Annotated in this window: 16 protein-coding genes, 1 rRNA gene and 1 riboswitch; of the genes, 13 read left to right on the forward strand and 4 right to left on the reverse strand. The window is 69.6% G+C overall.

The genetic code is table 11. The features are described 5' to 3' along the window. From rrf to ACFY5B_RS25265, 11 genes are all read left to right on the forward strand, one after another. Nucleotides 1–95, forward strand: a 5S ribosomal RNA gene (rrf, locus tag ACFY5B_RS25215); the annotation flags it as partial. Between the two features lie 109 nt (nucleotides 96–204). Then, a complete protein-coding gene (locus ACFY5B_RS25220; RefSeq protein WP_389972788.1) occupies nucleotides 205–813 on the forward strand; it encodes a CDP-alcohol phosphatidyltransferase family protein in 609 nt (202 codons plus the stop codon). 114 nt (nucleotides 814–927) lie between these two features. Further along, nucleotides 928–3,423, forward strand: a complete 2,496-nt coding sequence (locus ACFY5B_RS25225) for a sugar phosphate nucleotidyltransferase (RefSeq protein ID WP_389972790.1) — start codon at nucleotides 928–930, stop codon at nucleotides 3,421–3,423. Between the two features lie 98 nt (nucleotides 3,424–3,521). Beyond that, on the forward strand, nucleotides 3,522–4,436 hold the full coding sequence (locus ACFY5B_RS25230) for a DUF881 domain-containing protein (RefSeq protein ID WP_389972792.1): 915 nt from the start codon (nucleotides 3,522–3,524) through the stop codon (nucleotides 4,434–4,436). Further along, a complete protein-coding gene (locus ACFY5B_RS25235; RefSeq protein ID WP_003988855.1) occupies nucleotides 4,433–4,765 on the forward strand; it encodes a small basic family protein in 333 nt (110 codons plus the stop codon). Before ACFY5B_RS25230 ends, ACFY5B_RS25235 begins: the two co-directional genes overlap by 4 nt. Before the next feature lie 5 nt (nucleotides 4,766–4,770). Beyond that, nucleotides 4,771–5,721, forward strand: a complete 951-nt coding sequence (locus tag ACFY5B_RS25240) for a DUF881 domain-containing protein (RefSeq protein WP_389972794.1) — start codon at nucleotides 4,771–4,773, stop codon at nucleotides 5,719–5,721. A gap of 61 nt (nucleotides 5,722–5,782) precedes the next feature. Continuing rightward, nucleotides 5,783–6,736 (forward strand): FHA domain-containing protein, encoded by a 954-nt coding sequence (locus ACFY5B_RS25245; RefSeq protein WP_104781859.1) that lies wholly within the window; start codon nucleotides 5,783–5,785, stop codon nucleotides 6,734–6,736. Between the two features lie 52 nt (nucleotides 6,737–6,788). Next, entirely contained in the window at nucleotides 6,789–7,526 is a 738-nt protein-coding gene (locus tag ACFY5B_RS25250) for a MerR family transcriptional regulator (protein WP_389972797.1), read from the forward strand. An 85-nt stretch (nucleotides 7,527–7,611) separates the two neighbouring features. Next, nucleotides 7,612–8,085 (forward strand): bifunctional nuclease family protein, encoded by a 474-nt coding sequence (locus ACFY5B_RS25255; protein WP_003988851.1) that lies wholly within the window; start codon nucleotides 7,612–7,614, stop codon nucleotides 8,083–8,085. Between the two features lie 290 nt (nucleotides 8,086–8,375). Beyond that, nucleotides 8,376–9,059, forward strand: coding sequence for a MerR family transcriptional regulator (locus ACFY5B_RS25260; protein WP_389972799.1), 684 nt, complete (start codon nucleotides 8,376–8,378; stop codon nucleotides 9,057–9,059). 304 nt (nucleotides 9,060–9,363) lie between these two features. Then, nucleotides 9,364–10,818, forward strand: a complete 1,455-nt coding sequence (locus tag ACFY5B_RS25265) for a DNA polymerase IV (protein WP_389972801.1) — start codon at nucleotides 9,364–9,366, stop codon at nucleotides 10,816–10,818. Here the strand turns inward: ACFY5B_RS25265 and ACFY5B_RS25270 are convergent. After that, nucleotides 10,737–11,111 carry a PRC-barrel domain-containing protein gene (locus tag ACFY5B_RS25270; protein ID WP_389972803.1) on the reverse strand — a complete coding sequence of 125 codons (375 nt, stop codon included), beginning with the start codon at nucleotides 11,109–11,111 and terminating at the stop codon, nucleotides 10,737–10,739. The two genes, ACFY5B_RS25265 and ACFY5B_RS25270, sit on opposite strands and share 82 nt — an antisense overlap. A gap of 113 nt (nucleotides 11,112–11,224) precedes the next feature. After that, a riboswitch (glycine riboswitch) is annotated at nucleotides 11,225–11,320 on the forward strand. Between the two features lie 175 nt (nucleotides 11,321–11,495). On the opposite strand from ACFY5B_RS25270, the gene gcvP reads away from it, so the two are divergent. Beyond that, nucleotides 11,496–14,381: an aminomethyl-transferring glycine dehydrogenase gene (gene gcvP, locus ACFY5B_RS25275; RefSeq protein ID WP_389972805.1), complete on the forward strand. Its 2,886-nt coding sequence runs from the start codon at nucleotides 11,496–11,498 to the stop codon at nucleotides 14,379–14,381. Nucleotides 14,382–14,448: 67 nt separating this feature from the next. Here the strand turns inward: gcvP and ACFY5B_RS25280 are convergent, their stop codons facing one another. Together ACFY5B_RS25280 and ACFY5B_RS25285 are read right to left on the reverse strand one after the other, a co-directional pair. Then, nucleotides 14,449–14,655 (reverse strand): molybdopterin-binding protein, encoded by a 207-nt coding sequence (locus ACFY5B_RS25280; protein WP_389972807.1) that lies wholly within the window; start codon nucleotides 14,653–14,655, stop codon nucleotides 14,449–14,451. A 75-nt stretch (nucleotides 14,656–14,730) separates the two neighbouring features. Then, nucleotides 14,731–15,126: a molybdopterin-binding protein gene (locus tag ACFY5B_RS25285; protein ID WP_389972809.1), complete on the reverse strand. Its 396-nt coding sequence runs from the start codon at nucleotides 15,124–15,126 to the stop codon at nucleotides 14,731–14,733. 125 nt (nucleotides 15,127–15,251) lie between these two features. On the opposite strand from ACFY5B_RS25285, the gene ACFY5B_RS25290 reads away from it, so the two are divergent. Further along, nucleotides 15,252–15,845 carry a DUF1707 domain-containing protein gene (locus ACFY5B_RS25290; RefSeq protein ID WP_389972811.1) on the forward strand — a complete coding sequence of 198 codons (594 nt, stop codon included), beginning with the start codon at nucleotides 15,252–15,254 and terminating at the stop codon, nucleotides 15,843–15,845. A 1-nt stretch (nucleotide 15,846) separates the two neighbouring features. Here the strand turns inward: ACFY5B_RS25290 and ACFY5B_RS25295 are convergent, their stop codons facing one another. Beyond that, nucleotides 15,847–17,820 carry an amino acid transporter gene (locus ACFY5B_RS25295; RefSeq protein ID WP_389972813.1) on the reverse strand — a complete coding sequence of 658 codons (1,974 nt, stop codon included), beginning with the start codon at nucleotides 17,818–17,820 and terminating at the stop codon, nucleotides 15,847–15,849. Nucleotides 17,821–18,214 lie beyond the last annotated feature (394 nt).

Below are 18,214 nucleotides of genomic sequence, written 5' to 3' on the forward strand. Positions count from 1 at the left end.
AAACGCCCGGTTACATTCCGAACCCGGAAGCTAAGCCTTACAGCGCCGATGGTACTGCAGGGGGGACCCTGTGGGAGAGTAGGACGCCGCCGAACTCCTTTTAGAGCTCTGGCTCTTGGGCAAACAGCCCAAGAGCCAGAGCTTTTTTGCGTTGAGGTAGGGTCAGGGGGCATCGTTGGCACGTTTCCCACAGGAGGCCCCCGGGTGGAGGTTCAGGAGACTCGCGTCCAGACGGACCGTGTGCTCACCATCCCGAACATCCTCAGCATGGCCCGCCTCGTCGGCGTACCCGTCTTCCTGTGGCTGATCCTGCTCCCTGAGTTCGGTGGACCCCAGAGTGACGGCTGGGCCCTTCTGGTACTCGCTCTGAGCGGTATCAGCGACTATCTGGACGGCAAGCTCGCGCGGCGCTGGAACCAGATCAGCAGCCTCGGCCGGCTCCTCGATCCTGCGGCCGATCGGCTCTACATTCTCTCGACCCTGGTCGGCCTCACCTGGCGTGAGATTCTGCCCCTCTGGTTGACCGCCGCACTTCTTGCGCGTGAGCTGGTTCTGCTGGTGATGGTGGGCATCCTCCGCCGGCACGGCTATCCGCCGCCCCAGGTGAACTTCCTGGGCAAGGCCGCCACCTTCAACCTGATGTACGCCTTCCCCCTGCTTCTCCTGAGTGACGGAAGCAGCTGGATCTCGTCACTGGCTGCTATTTTCGGATGGGCGTTCGCCGGATGGGGTACAACCCTGTACTGGTGGGCAGGAGTCCTCTACGTGGTACAAGTCCGCCGCCTGGTCCGTGCGGACGCCATAGCCGATTGAACTCTCGGATGGTCCTGCTGCCGTAGCGGAGCGATGGCCCGTGCCGGATAAGTGCGGGACAATCCTGGCGGGGGAGGTCGGCTAGACCGTCTCTTCGAGGAGGACGCTTCCGACATGAAGGCCGTCGTGATGGCCGGAGGCGAAGGCACGCGCCTTCGCCCTATGACCTCAAGCATGCCCAAGCCGCTCCTGCCAGTGGCCAACCGGCCGATCATGGAGCATGTTCTTCGGCTGCTCAAAAGGCATGGGCTCAATGAAACAGTCGTGACCGTCCAGTTCCTGGCCTCGCTGGTCAAGAACTACTTCGGTGACGGCGAAGAGCTGGGTATGGAGCTCACCTATGCCAATGAGGAGAAGCCACTCGGTACCGCCGGGAGCGTCAAGAACGCCGAGGAAGCGCTGAAGGACGACGCCTTCCTCGTCATCTCCGGTGACGCTCTGACGGATTTCGACCTCACCGAGCTCATCAATTTCCACAAGGAGAAGGGCGCGCTGGTCACCGTCTGTCTGACGCGTGTGCCCAATCCGCTGGAATTCGGTATCACCATCGTCGACGAGGAAGGCAAGGTGGAGCGCTTCCTCGAGAAGCCCACCTGGGGCCAGGTCTTCTCCGACACGGTGAACACCGGCATCTACGTGATGGAGCCCGAGGTCTTCGACTACGTCGAGCCCGATGTGCCCGTCGACTGGTCCGGTGATGTCTTCCCGCAGCTGATGAAGGAAGGCAAGCCCGTCTACGGCTACATCGCCGAGGGCTACTGGGAGGACGTCGGCACGCACGAGAGCTATGTGAAGGCGCAGGCCGATGTCCTCGAGGGCAAGGTCGACGTCGACATCGACGGGTTCGAGATCTCCCCGGGCGTATGGGTCGCCGAGGGGGCGGAAGTCCATTCCGATGCCGTACTCCGTGGGCCTGTCTACATCGGTGACTACGCCAAGGTCGAGGCCGGCTCCGAAATCCGTGAGCACACCGTCGTGGGCTCCAACGTGGTCGTCAAGAGCGGCGCGTTCCTGCACAAGGCCGTCGTGCACGACAACGTCTACGTGGGGCCGCACAGCAATCTGCGTGGCTGCGTGGTCGGTAAGAACACCGACATCATGCGTGCGGCGCGGATCGAGGACGGGGCGGTCATCGGTGATGAGTGCCTGATCGGTGAGGAATCGATCGTCCAGGGCAATGTGCGGGTCTATCCGTTCAAGACCATCGAGGCCGGCGCCTTCGTCAACACCTCGGTGATCTGGGAGTCCAGGGGCCAGGCGCATCTCTTCGGTGCCCGCGGGGTCTCCGGCATCCTGAACGTCGAGATCACGCCGGAACTCGCGGTACGGCTCGCCGGCGCGTATGCGACGACCCTGAAGAAGGGTTCGACCGTCACCACGGCCCGGGACCACTCGCGTGGTGCCCGTGCGCTGAAGCGTGCGGTGATCTCAGCGCTGCAGGCCAGCGCGATCGACGTGCGGGACCTGGAGAACGTGCCGCTGCCCGTGGCCCGGCAGCAGACCGCGCGCGGCAGTGCCGGCGGCATCATGATCCGCACCACCCCCGGGGTGCCGGACTCCGTCGACATCATGTTCTTCGACGGGAACGGAGCGGACCTGTCGCAGGGCAGCCAGCGGAAGCTGGACCGGGTGTTCGCGAGGCAGGAGTACCGTCGGGCGTTCCCCGGTGAGATCGGGGATCTGCACTTCCCGGCCAGTGTCTTCGACTCGTACACCGGGTCGCTGCTGCGGAACGTCGACACGACGGGCATCTCCGAGTCGGGACTGAAGGTCGTCGTGGACGCCTCCAACGGCAGTGCGGGACTCGTCCTGCCCAGCCTGCTCGGCAAGCTCGGGGTCGATTCGCTGACGATCAACCCCGGCCTCGACGAGTCCAGGCCGACGGAGACGGCCGACATGCGGCGGTCGGGGATGGTGCGCCTCGGGGAGATCGTGGCGTCCTCGGGAGCCGCGTTCGGTGTGCGGTTCGACCCCGTCGGTGAGCGGCTGTCGCTCGTCGACGAGAAGGGCCGGATCATCGAGGACGACCGGGCCCTGCTCGTGATGCTGGACCTCGTCGCCGCGGAGCGGCGCAGCGGCCGGGTCGCGCTGCCGGTGACCACGACCCGGATCGCCGAGCAGGTGGCGGCGTACCACGGGACGCAGGTCGAGTGGACCACCACATCTCCCGACGACCTCACACGCGTGGGCGGTGAGGAAGGGACGATCTTCGGCGGTGACGGCAAGGGCGGGTTCATCGTCCCCGAGTTCAGCAGTGTGTACGACGCCACCGCGGCGTTCGTACGGCTCATCGGGCTCGTGGCGCGGACGCAGCTCACGCTCAGCCAGATCGACGCGAGGATCCCGCGGGCACACGTCCTGAAGCGGGATCTGGCGACCCCGTGGGCCGTCAAGGGGCTGGTGATGCGCCGGGTCGTCGAAGCGGCCGGAGATCGCTTCGTGGACACCACGGACGGTGTGCGTGTGGTGGAGACAGACGGGCGCTGGGTGATGGTGCTGCCCGACCCGGCCGAGGCCGTCACCCACCTGTGGGCCGAGGGGCCGGACGACGCCTCCGCGCAGGCCCTGCTGGACGAGTGGTCGGCGGTCGTGGACAGCGCCGGCCGGTAGAACGGGCTGCACGCGTGCGTGCCGGACAAGTGTCCTCAACGGGGCCTGTCCGGCACGCCGGTGGGCCCGTTCGGAGGTAGTGCTCGCGACGTGCGACGATGTGCGGCATGCCGCAGCAACCCCCCATTCGGAGCACACCCGCGCGGCCCCGGCGCCCGGATGCGTCCATGTCGTTGCTCACCAACGTCATGGATCACAGCCTCGACGACGGATACGCCGAGGCCGCCGCGCGGAAGAAGGCCGCGGGTGACAGTGGCATGCCGAAGACGCTCAGAGCGAAACTGGGGCTCGCCGCCGGACTGGTGCTCGCTGCCCTCGTCGTGACCCTCGGGGCGGCGCAGGCGCGGGTCGCCGCCCCGGTCGTCGCCAAGGAACGGGAAGAGCTGGTCGACCGCATCGACCGGGAGACCGAGGCGGCGGACAAGCTGGAGGACACCGTCGACGAGCTGCGCGAGGACGTGGGCGCACGCCAGCGCGAGGCGCTGAAGCACAGCGGTGGCAGCGGGGACTCCGACCTGGCGGGCATCCTGTCGGGTGCGGTCGCGGTGCACGGCCCCGGTGTGAAGCTCGTGGTGAACGACGCCAAGGAAGCCGCCTCCGGTGGCGACGGCAACCCCCGGGAGACCTCCGGCTTCTCCGACACCGGCCGGGTGCGAGACCGGGACATGCAGCGCGTGGTCAACGGGCTGTGGGAGTCGGGTGCCGAGGCCGTCTCCATCAACGGGCAGCGGCTGACGGCGCTGTCCGCGATCAGGGCCGCCGGAGACGCCATACTGGTCGACAACAAGCCGCTGGTGCCGCCGTACACGGTGCTCGCGGTGGGGGACGGGCAGCGGCTGAGCACACGGTTCCAGGACAGTGCGGACGGCTTGTATCTCAACGCGCTGCAGGAGAGCTACGGCATCAGGACAGGCATCTCCGTGGAGGACGACCTCCGGCTGCCTGCCGCGCCGAGTGTGATCGTACGTACAGCACAGCCGAGCATTGAGAAGAGCGAGAAGGGCACATCGTGATCGCCGTACTGGGCCTCGTCGTGGGAGTCGTGGCCGGCCTGTTGGTCCGGCCTGAGGTTCCGGCGGTGGTCGAGCCTTACCTGCCGATCGCCGTCGTGGCGGCTCTGGACGCTGTCTTCGGGGGGCTGCGGGCCATGCTCGACGGGATCTTCGACGACAAGGTCTTCGTGGTGTCGTTCCTGTCGAACGTGGTCGTGGCCGCTTTGATCGTGTTCCTGGGCGACAAGCTGGGCGTGGGTGCGCAGCTGTCCACCGGTGTGGTGGTCGTCCTCGGCATCCGGATCTTCTCCAACGCCGCGGCGATCCGCCGCCACGTGTTCCGGGCGTGAGGCCGATGAGCGAGCACGACGAGAAGCCCGCCAAGTCGATCAAGCCCGCCGATCCCGCCGACGGTCAGGGCGACACGCGCGACGGCGGCGGCGAGTCCGGGAACAGGCTGCGCAAGGAGCTGCCCCAGGAGGTCCCCGGGACCGGGCCCGCGGCGGAGCCCGCGGCGGGACAGGCCCCGGCGGCGCCGGAGCCCGAGCAGGCACCGGAACCCGAGCCGGCCCCCGAGCCGCGGCTGACCGGGCGGCAGCGGCTGGCGCAGGGGGTGTGGCCGCCGCGCGTCACCAGGGCCCAACTCATCGTCGCCGTGCTGCTGTTCGGTCTCGGGTTCGGGCTGGCGGTGCAGGTGGCGTCGAACAGCGACAGCGACAATGCGCTGCGTGGTGCGCGACAGGAAGATCTTGTCCGCATCCTCGATGAACTGGATGACCGTACTCAACGTCTTGAAGACGAGAAGCAGGGTCTCGAGAAGCAGCGCGACGAGCTGGAGAACAGCTCCGACCAGGCAGAGGAGGCCCGCAAGCAGACGGTCGAGAAGGAGAGGCAACTCGGCATCCTGGCGGGCACGGTGGCCGCGCAGGGGCCCGGGATCACCATGACGATCCAGGACACGAAGGGGACGGTCGAGGCGGACATGCTGCTCGACGCGATCCAGGAGCTGCGCGCGGCGGGTGCCGAGGCGATCCAGGTCAACGGTGTCCGGGTGGTCGCGGGTACGTATCTCACGGACTCGGGCAAGGGTGTGGGCGTCGACGGGAACAAGATCAACGCGCCCTATCGTTTCAAGGTCATCGGCAAGCCGCAGGACCTCGAGCCGGCGCTCAACATTCCCGGAGGCGTGGTGCAGACTCTCGAGAAGGAACAGGCCACCGCCACGATCGAGCGGTCGACCGACATCGTCGTGGACGCCTTGCGAGCAGCGAAGCGGCCTGACTACGCTCGGTCGTCCTCGCAGTGAACCGGGGGTGCATGGGCGGCATTCGGCGAGGGCATGAGGTTGCGGGGGGTCGGCGCACCGAATGGGCGGTGCGTGGTGGAAACTGTCTGGTGCAGACGGACGTTGTCAGGATGTCCGGGTCGGCCAGAGTGTTCAGTCAGGGTTCGTCCTGCCCCACGGGCGGGTCTGTTTCGGTCAAGGGGAATCGCCCGTGAAGTTGTTTGCGAAGTTGTTCGGCAAGAGCGCGCGAGAGGGCAGCGACAATGCGACCGCTCGTCATCGCGCACAGCCTGACGCGGAGGGCCAGCGGCCGCTGTTCCGGGACCAGGTCGGTGGCCCCGGCGGCGATGTTTCCGGTGGTCAGGGCGCGCCGTCGGTTGACCCTGCACAGTCCGGCGGAATAGGTTTCGGGCAACCGTCAGCCTCAAGTGCGGGTGGAGGGTTTTCCGACCCGTACGCGTCCAACGCCCCCGGTGGGCAGCCGCGGCAGGAGGATCCGATGTCGGCCCTGGTGTGTACGAGGTGCGGTAACCGCAACGCGGAGAACAGCCGTTTCTGCTCCAACTGCGGCGCGCCGCTGCGGGCGGGGGCGGCACCGGAGCGTCCGTCCGAGACGACTTCCACGATCTCCATCTCCGGTCTCGAGGCCTACGACAGCGAGACCACCGGTCAGACGCCGATGCCGACCCTGTCCCCCGAGGCGCAGGCCGCCGTCGACGCGCTGCCGCTGGGTTCCGCGCTCCTGGTCGTGCGCCGGGGGCCGAACTCGGGCAGCCGCTTCCTGCTGGACGGGGACCTGACCACGGCCGGCCGGCACCCGCAGAGCGACATCTTCCTGGACGACGTGACGGTCTCCCGGCGGCACGTGGAGTTCCGCCGAGCCCAGGACGGCTCGTTCACGGTGGCCGACGTGGGAAGCCTGAACGGCACGTACGTGAACCGGGAGCGGATCGACCAGGTCGCCCTGAACAACGGCGACGAGGTGCAGATCGGCAAGTACCGGCTGGTCTTCTACGCCAGCCAGCGGGGCTACTGACCGGGCTGCGTCCGGGCAGACCCAGCGAAGGTCCATCCGTCAGGGAAGGTCCATGCTTCATACACCGAGCGGCGGTGCCGGGCACGGCACCGCCGCCACGGACAGTGGGCTGATGAGCATCGGCGCGGTGCTGAACGCGCTGCGCGGTGAGTTTCCCGAAGTGACCATCTCCAAGATCCGCTTCCTGGAGTCGGAAGGGCTCATCGAGCCGCAACGGACCCCTTCGGGGTACCGCAAGTTCAGCGCCCATGACGTCGAGCGCCTCGCACGTGTCCTGCGGATGCAGCGGGACCACTATCTGCCCCTGAAGGTGATCCGGGAGCATCTGGAGGCCATGGAGCGCGGTGAGGCCGTGCAGCTGCCGGTCGTGGGCCGTCAGCGGGACGGCGAATCCGCGTCCGAGCCGCCCGAGTCTCCCACAGCGGCCAGGATCGGGCGGGATGAGCTGCTCTCGGCCGTCGGCGTGGACGAGCAGGAGCTCAAGGAGTGGGAGTCCTACGGGCTCCTCACTCCGCTGGAGGACGGGGCCTACGACGCCGAGGCCGTCACCGTGGGTCTGCTCGTCGTGGAGCTCGGGCGGTTCGGGATCGAGCCGCGGCACCTGCGGTCGATGAAGGCCGCCGCCGACCGGGAGGCCGGGCTCGTGGACCAGGTGGTGGCGCCGCTGAAGCGGCACCGGAACCCGCAGACCAGGGCTCATGCCGAGGCCCGCGCCAAGGAGCTGGCGGGGCTCACGGTGAAGCTGCACGCCGCGCTGGTGCAGACGGCGCTCGGGGTGCGCCTGCCTTGAGACGGGCGGGCGCTCGGGGGCTGGATCAGGCGCCCGATCCCGGCCCGACTACCCAAACATCCCGGGCACGGCCTAGGGTTGCTGTGTGAACGAGCTCGATGTCGTAGGTGTCCGGGTCGAAATGCCCTCCAACCAACCGATCGTGCTGCTGCGTGAAGTGGGAGGCGACCGTTACCTCCCCATCTGGATCGGACCGGGGGAGGCGACGGCGATCGCCTTCGCCCAGCAGGGCATGGCTCCCGCGCGGCCGCTGACACACGACCTGTTCAAGGACGTGCTGGAAGCCGTCGGCCAGGAGCTCACGGAAGTGCGCATCACAGACCTGCGTGAGGGCGTCTTCTACGCGGAGCTGGTCTTCGCCAGCGGCGTCGAGGTGAGCGCCCGCCCGTCCGACGCCATAGCGCTCGCGCTGCGCACCGGGACGCCGATCTACGGCAGTGACACGGTGCTCGACGACGCGGGTATCGCGATCCCGGACGAGCAGGAGGACGAGGTGGAGAAGTTCCGCGAGTTCCTCGACCAGATTTCCCCGGAGGACTTCGGCAGCAGCAGCCAGTGAGTTCTGCGGGAGCGGCAGCGGCCTGAGAAGCGTGTGGGCGGCCCGGCGGACGATGTGGTCCGTGGCAGGGCCGCCCGCTCTGTGTCACGGGTGAAATGCCCGCATGTGCCGGGGCGTGTGAGAGCGTCACGCGGCCCGTTCCGGGCACATTCGGCTAGCCTTTCCCCGCGACGGGGCACGGGAAACCACTCTCAGGGTGATTATCACTCGGCGTGGCGAGTGTGGCGATCGTTGACGCACCCCTGGTGACTGCCTACCGTCGAGAAGGCAGGTCAAGGACGGAGGTCGGCGTGAGAAGCAGCGGCGACGGTACGGCTGGGGGCGGCCCCGAGCGCAGTCTCAGGGCGAGCGGTCCGTACCCTCCCCCCGGCTCACGGCCTCTCCCGGGAGGGGGATGCCCCCAGCCCGGTGGTGCGACCGATCACGCTCCGCAGCGTCCGACAGCGGTGCCGAGCAGCGGAGGGGCGACGTCCATGGCGTCCGAGCAGATCGGCTATCGCGGCCCCACGGCCTGTGCGGCCGCCGGTATCACCTACCGGCAATTGGACTACTGGGCCCGCACCGGGCTCGTCGAGCCCAGTGTGCGCCCCGCCTACGGGTCGGGGACGCAGCGGCTGTACAGCTTCCGGGACGTGGTCGTCCTGAAGATCGTCAAGCGGTTCCTCGACACCGGGGTGTCGCTGCAGAACATCCGCACCGCCGTCCAGCACCTCAGGGAACGCGGTTTCAGCGACCTCGAGCGCATGACGCTGATGAGTGACGGCGCGACGGTCTACGAGTGCACCTCGCCCGACGAGGTCCATGCCCTGCTCCAGGGCGGCCAGGGGGTCTTCGGGATCGCCGTCGGGGTGGTGTGGCGGGACGTCGAGAATGCGCTGTCCCAGCTGCACGGCGAGCGGATCGACACCGGTGAGACCCTGGTCGGACCCAACCCGGCGGACGAGCTGGCCCGTCGGCGGAACCGGGCCGTCTGAGCCGCCCTGCGGCAGGGGGGTGCGCGGTCGAAGGAGGCGGGACGCTTTCGCGCCGGGCCGTAAGCGCTTTCTGGAGGGGGCGTCGCCGGGCTCGTGAGCGGTCTCCGTCAGCGGCGTTCCCGGGGGCGTGAGCGGTCTCCGTCAGCGGCGTTCCCGGGGGCGTGAGCGGTCTCCGTCAGGGGGTGTTGCCGGGGGCGTGAGCGGTCTCTGCCGGGGGGTGTTGCCGGGGTCGTGCGCGGTTCGCCGTGAGCGTTCGTAGCGGCCGGGCGGGGCATTGTCAGTGGCGTGGTGCAGCATCGGAGGTGTGAGAACCTCGCCCACGATCCTGCATCTCGACATGGATGCCTTCTACGCCTCCGTGGAGCAGGCGTCCAAGCCGAGTCTGCGCGGGAAGGCCGTGGTCGTGGGCGGACTCGGGCCGCGGGGCGTGGTGGCGACCGCGTCGTACGAAGCCCGGGTCTTCGGGGTGCATTCGGCGATGCCCATGGGACAGGCCCGGCGGCTCGCGCCGAACGCCGCGTATCTCGTGCCGCGCTTCACGCTCTACAAGTCGATCAGCGAGCGGGTGATGGAGCTGCTGCGCGCGCTGTCGCCGCTGGTGGAGCCGCTGAGCCTGGACGAGGCCTTCGTGGACCTGGAGGCCGGGGGCGTGGCCTGGGACGAGCGGTCGGCGCGGCTGGCCGGGGTGAAGCTGCGCGCGGACATCCGTGCCGCCACGGGGCTCACGGGGTCGGTGGGGCTCGCCGCCTCCAAGATGCTCGCGAAGATCGCCTCGGAGGAGGCCAAACCCGACGGGCTGGTGGTGATCGAGCCGGGGACGGAGCGGGCCATGCTCGGGCCGATGTCGGTGCGGACACTGCCGGGGGTGGGGCCGGCCACGGGTGACCATCTGAGGCGGGCCGGGATCACCACGGTCGAGGAGATCGTCGAGGCGGGCGAGGACGAACTGGTCCGGCTGCTGGGAAAGGCGCACGGGCATGGTCTCTACGCCATGGCGCTGGCGCGGGACGACCGGCCCGTGGTGGCGGAGCGCGAGGCGAAGTCGGTGTCGGTCGAGGACACCTATGACGTCGACATCCACGACCGGACGCGGGTCGGGCTGGAGGTGCAGCGGCTCGCCGAGCGGTGCGTGCGGCGGCTGCGCGGGGCAGGGCTGTCCGGGCGGACGATCGTGCTGAAGGTGCGGCGGTACGACTTCTCGACGCTCACCCGCTCCGAGACGCTGCGCGGGCCCACGGACGACCCCGCGGTGGTCCGCGAGGCGGCGGCCAGACTGCTGGACTCGGTCGACACGACCGGCGGGGTGCGGTTGCTCGGGGTGGGGGTCAGCGGACTCGCCGACTACACGCAGGAGGACCTGTTCGCCCAGGCGGCGGGAGAGCGGGCGGTCGGGGAAGGCCCGGTCGAGGAGCATCCCGTGGCGCCGGCCGAGGAGCGGCCGCCGCTCGCCGAGCGGCGCTGGCCCGCCGGGCACGATGTGCGGCACGCCGAGTTCGGGCACGGCTGGGTGCAGGGCAGCGGCCTGGGGCGGGTCACCGTACGGTTCGAGACGCCCGACTCGGGGCCCGGGCGGGTGCGGACCTTCCGGGTCGACGACCCGGATCTGGAGGCGGCGGATCCGTTGCCCTTGGTCTTACGGGGACCCCAGCAGGGAGACCGCGTGCCCGGGGCGGGGCCTCAGGCCGTCTCGTCGGTGCCCGCCAGCTTGCCGAATTCGTGGTCCGGGAGCGGGGGCGGGGCGGCGACGTCGAGGCCGTAGTGGTGGTAGAGCTGCAATTCCTGCTCGGGGGAGAGATGGCGGCCGACGCCGAAGTCTGGGGCGTCCTTAATCAGGGCGCGTTCGAAGGGGACGTGGAGGGCTCCCTCGATCAGTTCGCTGGGCTCCAGGGGGACGAAGGCGTCCCTGCTGAACAGGCCGGTCCGTATGGCCGCCCACTCCGGCTCGCCGGTGGCGTCGTCGAGGTAGACCTCGTCGATGGTCCCGATCCTGGTCCCGTTGCGGTCGAACGCCTTGCGGCCGATCAGGTTGCGCGGATCGATATCGGTTCGCACGGGCCCTCCAGCTGGTCGCACCTCATCCGTAAACACTACAAAACGGTACAAGCGAGGATGTGGCCACTCGAAGGTTCGTGCGTTGACCTCGCTGGTACGCTGGCAGCGGCTGTTGACCCCGTGCGGGAGAGTCCTCCAGACACCATCGGAGGCGCCGAAGGAGCAAATCCTCCCCGGAATCTCTCAGGCACACGTACCGCACGGACGAGGTCACTCTGGAAAGCAGGGCGGGTGTCGACGGCTTCCGCTCTCACCGACGGTGAAAGCCGGAGGCCTTCGGGCGATCCGGTGAAGCTCTCAGGTTGAGATGACAGAGGGGGAGGCCGTCCGGGTACCCGTGCCGTGGTGCCCCTCGCAGGTCGTGTCGACCAGGAGGCCTCCGTAATGACCGCCCACCGCATTCCGCTCTCCGAGCTCGAAGAGGCAGTCCCCTTCGAGCAGCGCCACATCGGCCCCGACCACGAGGCCTGCGCCAAGATGCTCGCGCACGTCGGCTACGGCTCGCTGGACGAGCTGACCGCCGCCGCGGTCCCGGCCGTGATCAAGAGCGCCGAGGCGCTGGACCTGCCGGGCGCCCGCAGCGAGGCCGAGGTGATCGCCGAGCTGCGCTCCCTCGCCGACCGCAACGAGGTCCTCGGCTCCATGATCGGCCTCGGCTACTACGGCACGTTCACCCCGCCCGTCATCATGCGCAACGTCATGGAGAACCCGTCCTGGTACACGGCCTACACGCCGTACCAGCCGGAGATCTCGCAGGGCCGGCTGGAGGCGCTGCTCAACTTCCAGACGATGGTCGCCGAGCTGACCGGACTGCCGACGTCGGGCGCCTCCCTGCTCGACGAGGGCACCGCGGCCGCCGAGGCCATGGCGCTGTCGCGGCGGCTGGGCAAGAACAAGAAGGGCCTGTTCCTGGTCGACGCGGACACGCTGCCGCAGACCATCGCCGTGATCCGGACCCGCGCCGAACCGACCGGCGTCGAGGTCGTCGTCGCAGACCTGAGCGGGGGCGTCCCCGCCGAGATCGCCGAGCGCGAGATCAACGGCGTACTGCTCCAGTACCCGGGCGCCTCCGGTGCCGTGCGGGACATCAAGCCGGTCATCGACCGGGCGCACGAGCTCGGGGCGCTCGTCACGGTCGCCGCCGACCTGCTCGCGCTGACGCTGCTGAAGTCGCCCGGCGAGCTCGGCGCGGACATCGCCGTCGGCACGACGCAGCGCTTCGGCGTCCCCATGGGCTTCGGCGGACCGCACGCCGGCTACATGGCGGTCCAGGACAAGATGGCCCGCAGCCTGCCCGGGCGGCTCGTCGGCGTGTCCGTGGACGCCGACGGCAACAAGGCCTACCGGCTGGCGCTGCAGACGCGTGAGCAGCACATCCGCCGCGAGAAGGCCACCAGCAACATCTGCACCGCGCAGGTGCTGCTCGCCGTCATGGCCGGCATGTACGCCGTCTACCACGGCCCCGAGGGCCTGAAGGGCATCGCGCGGCGCACCCGCCGGTACGCCACCGTCCTCGCCGCCGGGCTCGCGAACGGCGGGGTCGAGGTCGTGCACGGCTCCTACTTCGACACCCTGACCGTGCGCGCCGAGGGCCGGGCCGCCGATGTCGTGGCCGCTGCCCGTGACAACGGGGTCAACCTGCGTCTCGTCGACGCCGACCACGTCTCCATCGCCTGCGACGAGACCACGACGCGGGCCCAGCTGCGTGCCGTATGGGCGGCCTTCGGGGTCGAGGGCGTCGTGGAGGCGCTGGACGCGGCCACCGAGGACGGGCTGCCGGGCGCGCTGCTGCGCACCGACGACTACCTGACCCACCCCGTCTTCCACCAGCACCGCTCCGAGACCGCGATGCTGCGCTACCTGCGTAAGCTGGCCGACCGCGACTACGCGCTCGACCGGGGCATGATCCCGCTGGGCTCCTGCACCATGAAGCTCAACGCGACCACCGAGATGGAGCCGGTCACCTGGCCCGAGTTCGGGCAGCTGCACCCCTTCGCGCCCGCCGGGCAGGCCGGGGGCTACCTCACTCTCATCCACGAGCTGGAGGACCGGCTCGCCGAGGTCACCGGCTACGACAAGGTCTCCCTCCAGCCGAACGCCGGATCGCAGGGCGAGCTGGCCGGTCTGCTCGCCGTCCGCGGGTACCACCGGGCCAACGGGGACGAGCAGCGCACCGTCTGCCTGATCCCGTCGTCCGCGCACGGCACCAACGCCGCCAGCGCGGTGATGGCGGGCATGAGGGTCGTCGTCGTGAAGACCGCCGAGGACGGCGAGATCGACGTCGAGGACCTGCGGGCGAAGATCGAGCAGTACCGCGACGAGCTGGCCGTGCTGATGATCACGTACCCGTCCACGCACGGCGTGTTCGAGGAGCATGTCTCCGAGATCTGCGCGCAGGTGCACGAGGCGGGCGGCCAGGTCTACGTCGACGGGGCCAACCTCAACGCGCTGGTCGGGCTCGCCAAGCCGGGGCACTTCGGCGGCGACGTCTCGCACCTGAACCTGCACAAGACCTTCTGCATCCCGCACGGCGGCGGCGGTCCCGGCGTCGGCCCGGTCGCGGTGCGCGAGCACCTCGCGCCCTACCTGCCCAACCACCCGCTGCAGCCCGAGGCCGGCCCGGAGACGGGCGTCGGCCCCATCTCGGCGGCTCCCTGGGGCTCGGCCGGCATCCTGCCCATCTCGTGGGCGTACGTCCGGCTCATGGGCGGCGAGGGGCTCAAGCGGGCCACGCAGGTGGCCGTGCTCAGCGCCAACTACATCGCCAAGCGGCTGGAGCCGCACTACCCGGTGCTCTACACCGGTCCCGGCGGGCTCGTCGCCCACGAGTGCATCATCGACCTGCGCCCGCTGACCAAGGCGACCGGCGTGAGCGTCGACGACGTCGCCAAGCGGCTGATCGACTACGGCTTCCACGCGCCGACGATGTCGTTCCCGGTGGCCGGGACGCTGATGATCGAGCCGACCGAGTCGGAGGACCTGGCCGAGCTGGACCGGTTCTGCGAGGCGATGATCGCCATCCGCGCGGAGATCGAGAAGGTCGGCTCCGGCGAGTGGCCCGCGGACGACAACCCGCTGCGCGGCGCCCCGCACACCGCCGGCGCGCTCGCCGGGGAATGGGAGCACGCCTACAGCCGTGAGGAGGCCGTCTTCCCGGCCGGGGTGTCGACCGCCGACAAGTACTGGCCGCCGGTGCGACGCATCGACCAGGCCTTCGGCGACCGGAACCTGGTGTGCTCCTGCCCGCCGCTGGACGCGTACGAGGACTGACCGGCCGACCGGTCATAGCAGGGAGGGGCTCCGCGGTGCGGGGCCCCTCTCGCCGTCTCCGGGCGCGTCAGGGGGTGGCGAGTGACACCTCGGTCGCCTTGATCAGGGCGACGACGGGGATCCCGGGTGACAGGGCCAGGTCGTCCGCCGCGTCCCTGGTGATCGCGGCGGTCAGTTCGCCGGCCTCGACCGTGACGCGGACCGACGCCATCGCGTCGCCGGCCGCGATGTCCGTGACCGTCCCGGGGAGCTGGTTGCGGATGCTCAGGCTCATGGGTGCACGGTAGCCCGGTGGCGGCGTTCGCCCTGGCAGGCGGGCGTGTGCGTCGCCTCCGCCGCCCCTCCGGGCTCAGACGCGGTCGATGTGGACGTTCGTCGACTTCACCCGGGCCGTCGCCTCCATGCCGACCTCCAGGCCCAGTTCCTCCACCGCCTCGCGGGTCAGCAGGGAGACGAGCCGGTGCGGGCCGGCCTGGATCTCGACCTGGGCGGCGACGTCGCCGAGTTTGATCGCGGTGACGATGCCCGGGAACGCGTTGCGGGCCGAGGTGTACGGCGTGTCTTCCTCGGGGGAGCCCGACCGGGCCAGTTCGACCGAGAACCCGGCCAGGTCCCGCCCATCGATGAGCCGACGCCCGGTCTCGTCGCGGTGGGTCGTGATGCGGCCCGCGTCCGCCCAGCGGCGGGCGGTGTCCGGGCTCACGCCGAGCAGCCGTGCTGCCTGGCCGATCGTGTAGGACTGCATGCCGGTCACGATAGGCGCGGGGGAGGGGAAGGACGGATGCGGGGTTGGCCGTTGGGTATAACGCGATATAGCGTTAGTCTCGACTGGCTGGCCGGGTTTCGTGCCCGGGGGATCGGGGTGGAGTGATGACGGCGGAGATCGTGCGGACCGGTGGATCGCTCGAGGTGAGGGCGTCGCACGCGGACCGGGACCGGACGGTGGACGCGCTGCGCGTCGCCGCGGGCGACGGCCGGCTCACCCTGGACGAGCTCGACGAGCGGCTGGAGGCCGCGTTGTCCGCGCGGACGATGGGCGAGCTCGCCGTGCTGACGGAGGACCTGCCCGGGCCCGTCGGCGGGACGCCCGGGGCCGACGGCGTGGTCCGGATCCGGCAGGAGGGGGCCTCGACCCGGCGGGGCGACGGCTGGGTGGTGCCGCGGCGGCTGGAGATCCGTTCGGCGTGGGGCGAGGTGACGCTCGACTTCACCGACGCGGTGATCACTCACGACACCCTGGACATCGACCTGGACCTGCGCGCAGGCTCCCTCAAGCTGCTGACCAGGCCGGGTGTGGTCGTGGACACCGACGGCTTGGTCATGAACTACTCGGCGCTCAAAGCGCGTCGGCCGGCCGACGCGCCCGTCCTGGTGAGGGTACGGATCACCGGCGAGGTCACCTACGGGCAGCTCGTCGTGCGCTCGCCGCGCAGGGGCTTCGGCAGGAGGAGCGCCACGGCCTGACTCAGCCCACGTGCACCCTCGGCCGCCGCTTGCGGTCCGGCTCCGCCTCGCGCAGCACCTCGCGGGTCACCGGGGCGACCTCGCCCTGGCCGAACAGGAAGAAGCGCAGGAAGTTGGCGAAGGGCCCGCCCTCGGTCCACTCGAAGTAGATGTGCGGGGTGCACCCCGTCGAGTCGCGGACGTGCAGCAGTAGCGCGGCCAGGGCGTTCGGGATGGAGGACGACTCCAGGGTCAGCACGCGGTAGCGGCCGTGCAGCACCTCACCGCGTACGGTCAGGCCCGCCTCGAACTCGGACGGGTCGGTGACGGTCACCTCGACGAAGACGAAGTCCTCCTGGCCGGGCACGTCGTTGTCCTGCCGGATCTGCTCGATCTTGTCGCGGTACTCGGCGATGTCGCGCCGGTCCGGCTCGTTGGCGATGAACCGCATCCGGCGGCTGGCCATGTCCCGGACGAAACGTTCCGCCATGTTGTCCAGCGTCACGCTGGTCACGCGGAGCTCGAACGCCCGGGCCAGCCGTGACAGCAGGGAGACCAGAATGATGCCGGCGATGAAGCAGGCACCGATCTTCACGCCGTCCGGGCGCTCGATCACGTTGAGCACGGTCGTGTACAGGAACACCGCGGAGATCACCGCGAAGGCGATCGTCCAGTTCCGCTGCCGGGCCTTGCGGGCGGCGATGGTCACCGCGATCGCGGCGGAGCTGATGAGGACCAGCACGCCGGTGGCGTAGGCGCCGCCCTGGGCGTTGACGTCGGCGTCGAAGATCCAGGTGACCAGGAAGGCGATCAGTGTGAAGACGATGACCATGGGCCGTACCGCGCGGGCCCAGTGCGGGGCCATGCCGTAGCGGGGGAGGTAGCGCGGCATCAGGTTGAGCAGACCGGCCATGGCGGACGCGCCGGCGAACCACAGGATGGCGATCGTCGAGACGTCGTAGACGGTGCCGAAGGTGTTGCCGAGGTAGTCGTGCGCCAGGTAGGCGAGCGCACGGCCGTTGGCCTGGCCGCCGGCCTCGAACTCCTTCTCCGGGATGAGGAGGGTGGTGATGAAGCTGGTGGTGATCAGGAAGACGCTCATGATCAGGGCGGCCGTGGTGAGCAGCTTCTTCGTGTCGCGGATGCGCCCGGCCGGCCGGGCCTCGGTGTCGTCCGGGTCGCCCTTGACGTGCGGCATCACGGCGACGCCCGTCTCGAACCCGGAGAGGCCGAGGGCCAGTTTCGGGAAGACGAGCAGGGCGACGCCGATCATGGCGAAGACGTTGCTGTGCTGGGCGGTGAGGGCGCTCGACCAGTCGGTGATCACATGACCGGCCGTGATGACGTGGTAGAGCCCGACGGCCACCACGACCGCGTTCAGCGCGAGGTAGGCACCGACGAGGGCGACCGCGACGCCGATCGCCTCCAGGAAGCCCTTGAGGAACACCGCGCCCAGCAGGGCCACGAGGATCAGGGTGATCAGCAGCTGCTTGTCGTGCAGGACGCCGGTCAGATGCGGGTTCTCCACGAGGTGGGTGGAGGCGTCGGCGGCCGACAGGGTGATGGTGATCAGGAAGTCGGTGGCGGCGAAGCCGAGCAGGGTCAGGACGAACAGCTTGCCCTGCCAGAAGGAGAGCAGCCGCTCCAGCATCGCGATCGAGCCTTCGCCGTGGGGGCTCTCCTCGGCCACGCGGCGGTAGACGGGCAGGGCGCCTGCCAGCGTGACGACGACCAGGACGATGGTCGCGATCGGCGACAGCAGTCCGGCGGCGAGGGCCGCGATGCCCGGCTGGTATCCGAGGGTCGAGAAGTAGTCGACGCCGGTCAGGCACATCACCCGCCACCAGCGCTGACCCCGGTGCGGAGGCTCGGGTTCGGCATGTGGCCCGGTGTGGCCGCCGCCCTTGCCCATGTGGCCCTCCAGCATCCAGGCGCGCAGACGGCTGGGTGGAGAAGGCTCCGGACGGCTCGGTGCCGGGTGCTCGGTGGTGGCCATCGACGTGCTCCCGATCGTGCGGCTCAGCGTGGTTCCGGCCATCACTGGACGGCTCGATCAGCGTAAGCGGAGCGTGACGCCATGGCCCATGAAGGAGGGGGCCGAGCGCGTCAAACTTCCGTTAAGACTGACGGCCGGGGTGCCCGCGGCTGCGAAAACACGAGCTGAGCGCGCGTCCGACGGCGTTGCCGGCGAAAGGGGGCGCTGCTCCCTCGCCGACTCGCGGACGGACACCCTGCGTCATCAGAGCGGAGTCGACTTCGTAACGTTCGTCAGAGAACTCGAATGTTTCGCATCCGCATCAGGTTCGAGAGTTGCCGGGAGATTCACCTTGTACAAGGGGTTGCCACCGTTTACCCGCTGTCTCTAGGGTGCGGCAACGGCGAAGCTTTCT

Origin of the sequence: Streptomyces sp. NPDC013187 (genome assembly GCF_042899705.1) — a bacterium.
Lineage (GTDB): Bacteria > Actinomycetota > Actinomycetes > Streptomycetales > Streptomycetaceae > Streptomyces > Streptomyces hawaiiensis_A.

Excerpts from the sequence above, each read along its gene's own strand:
- ACFY5B_RS25280 (WP_389972807.1), bottom strand. The coding sequence starts at position 14,655 with ATGAGCCTGAGCATCCGCAACCAGCTCCCCGGGACGGTCACGGACATC.
- ACFY5B_RS25285 (WP_389972809.1), bottom strand. The coding sequence starts at position 15,126 with ATGCAGTCCTACACGATCGGCCAGGCAGCACGGCTGCTCGGCGTGAGC.
- gcvP (WP_389972805.1), top strand. The coding sequence starts at position 11,496 with ATGACCGCCCACCGCATTCCGCTCTCCGAGCTCGAAGAGGCAGTCCCC.
- ACFY5B_RS25225 (WP_389972790.1), top strand. The coding sequence starts at position 928 with ATGAAGGCCGTCGTGATGGCCGGAGGCGAAGGCACGCGCCTTCGCCCT.
- ACFY5B_RS25250 (WP_389972797.1), top strand. The coding sequence starts at position 6,789 with ATGCTTCATACACCGAGCGGCGGTGCCGGGCACGGCACCGCCGCCACG.
- ACFY5B_RS25295 (WP_389972813.1), bottom strand. The coding sequence starts at position 17,820 with ATGGCCACCACCGAGCACCCGGCACCGAGCCGTCCGGAGCCTTCTCCA.
- ACFY5B_RS25290 (WP_389972811.1), top strand. The coding sequence starts at position 15,252 with ATGACGGCGGAGATCGTGCGGACCGGTGGATCGCTCGAGGTGAGGGCG.
- ACFY5B_RS25230 (WP_389972792.1), top strand. The coding sequence starts at position 3,522 with ATGTGCGGCATGCCGCAGCAACCCCCCATTCGGAGCACACCCGCGCGG.
- ACFY5B_RS25245 (WP_104781859.1), top strand. The coding sequence starts at position 5,783 with ATGGGCGGTGCGTGGTGGAAACTGTCTGGTGCAGACGGACGTTGTCAG.
- ACFY5B_RS25240 (WP_389972794.1), top strand. The coding sequence starts at position 4,771 with ATGAGCGAGCACGACGAGAAGCCCGCCAAGTCGATCAAGCCCGCCGAT.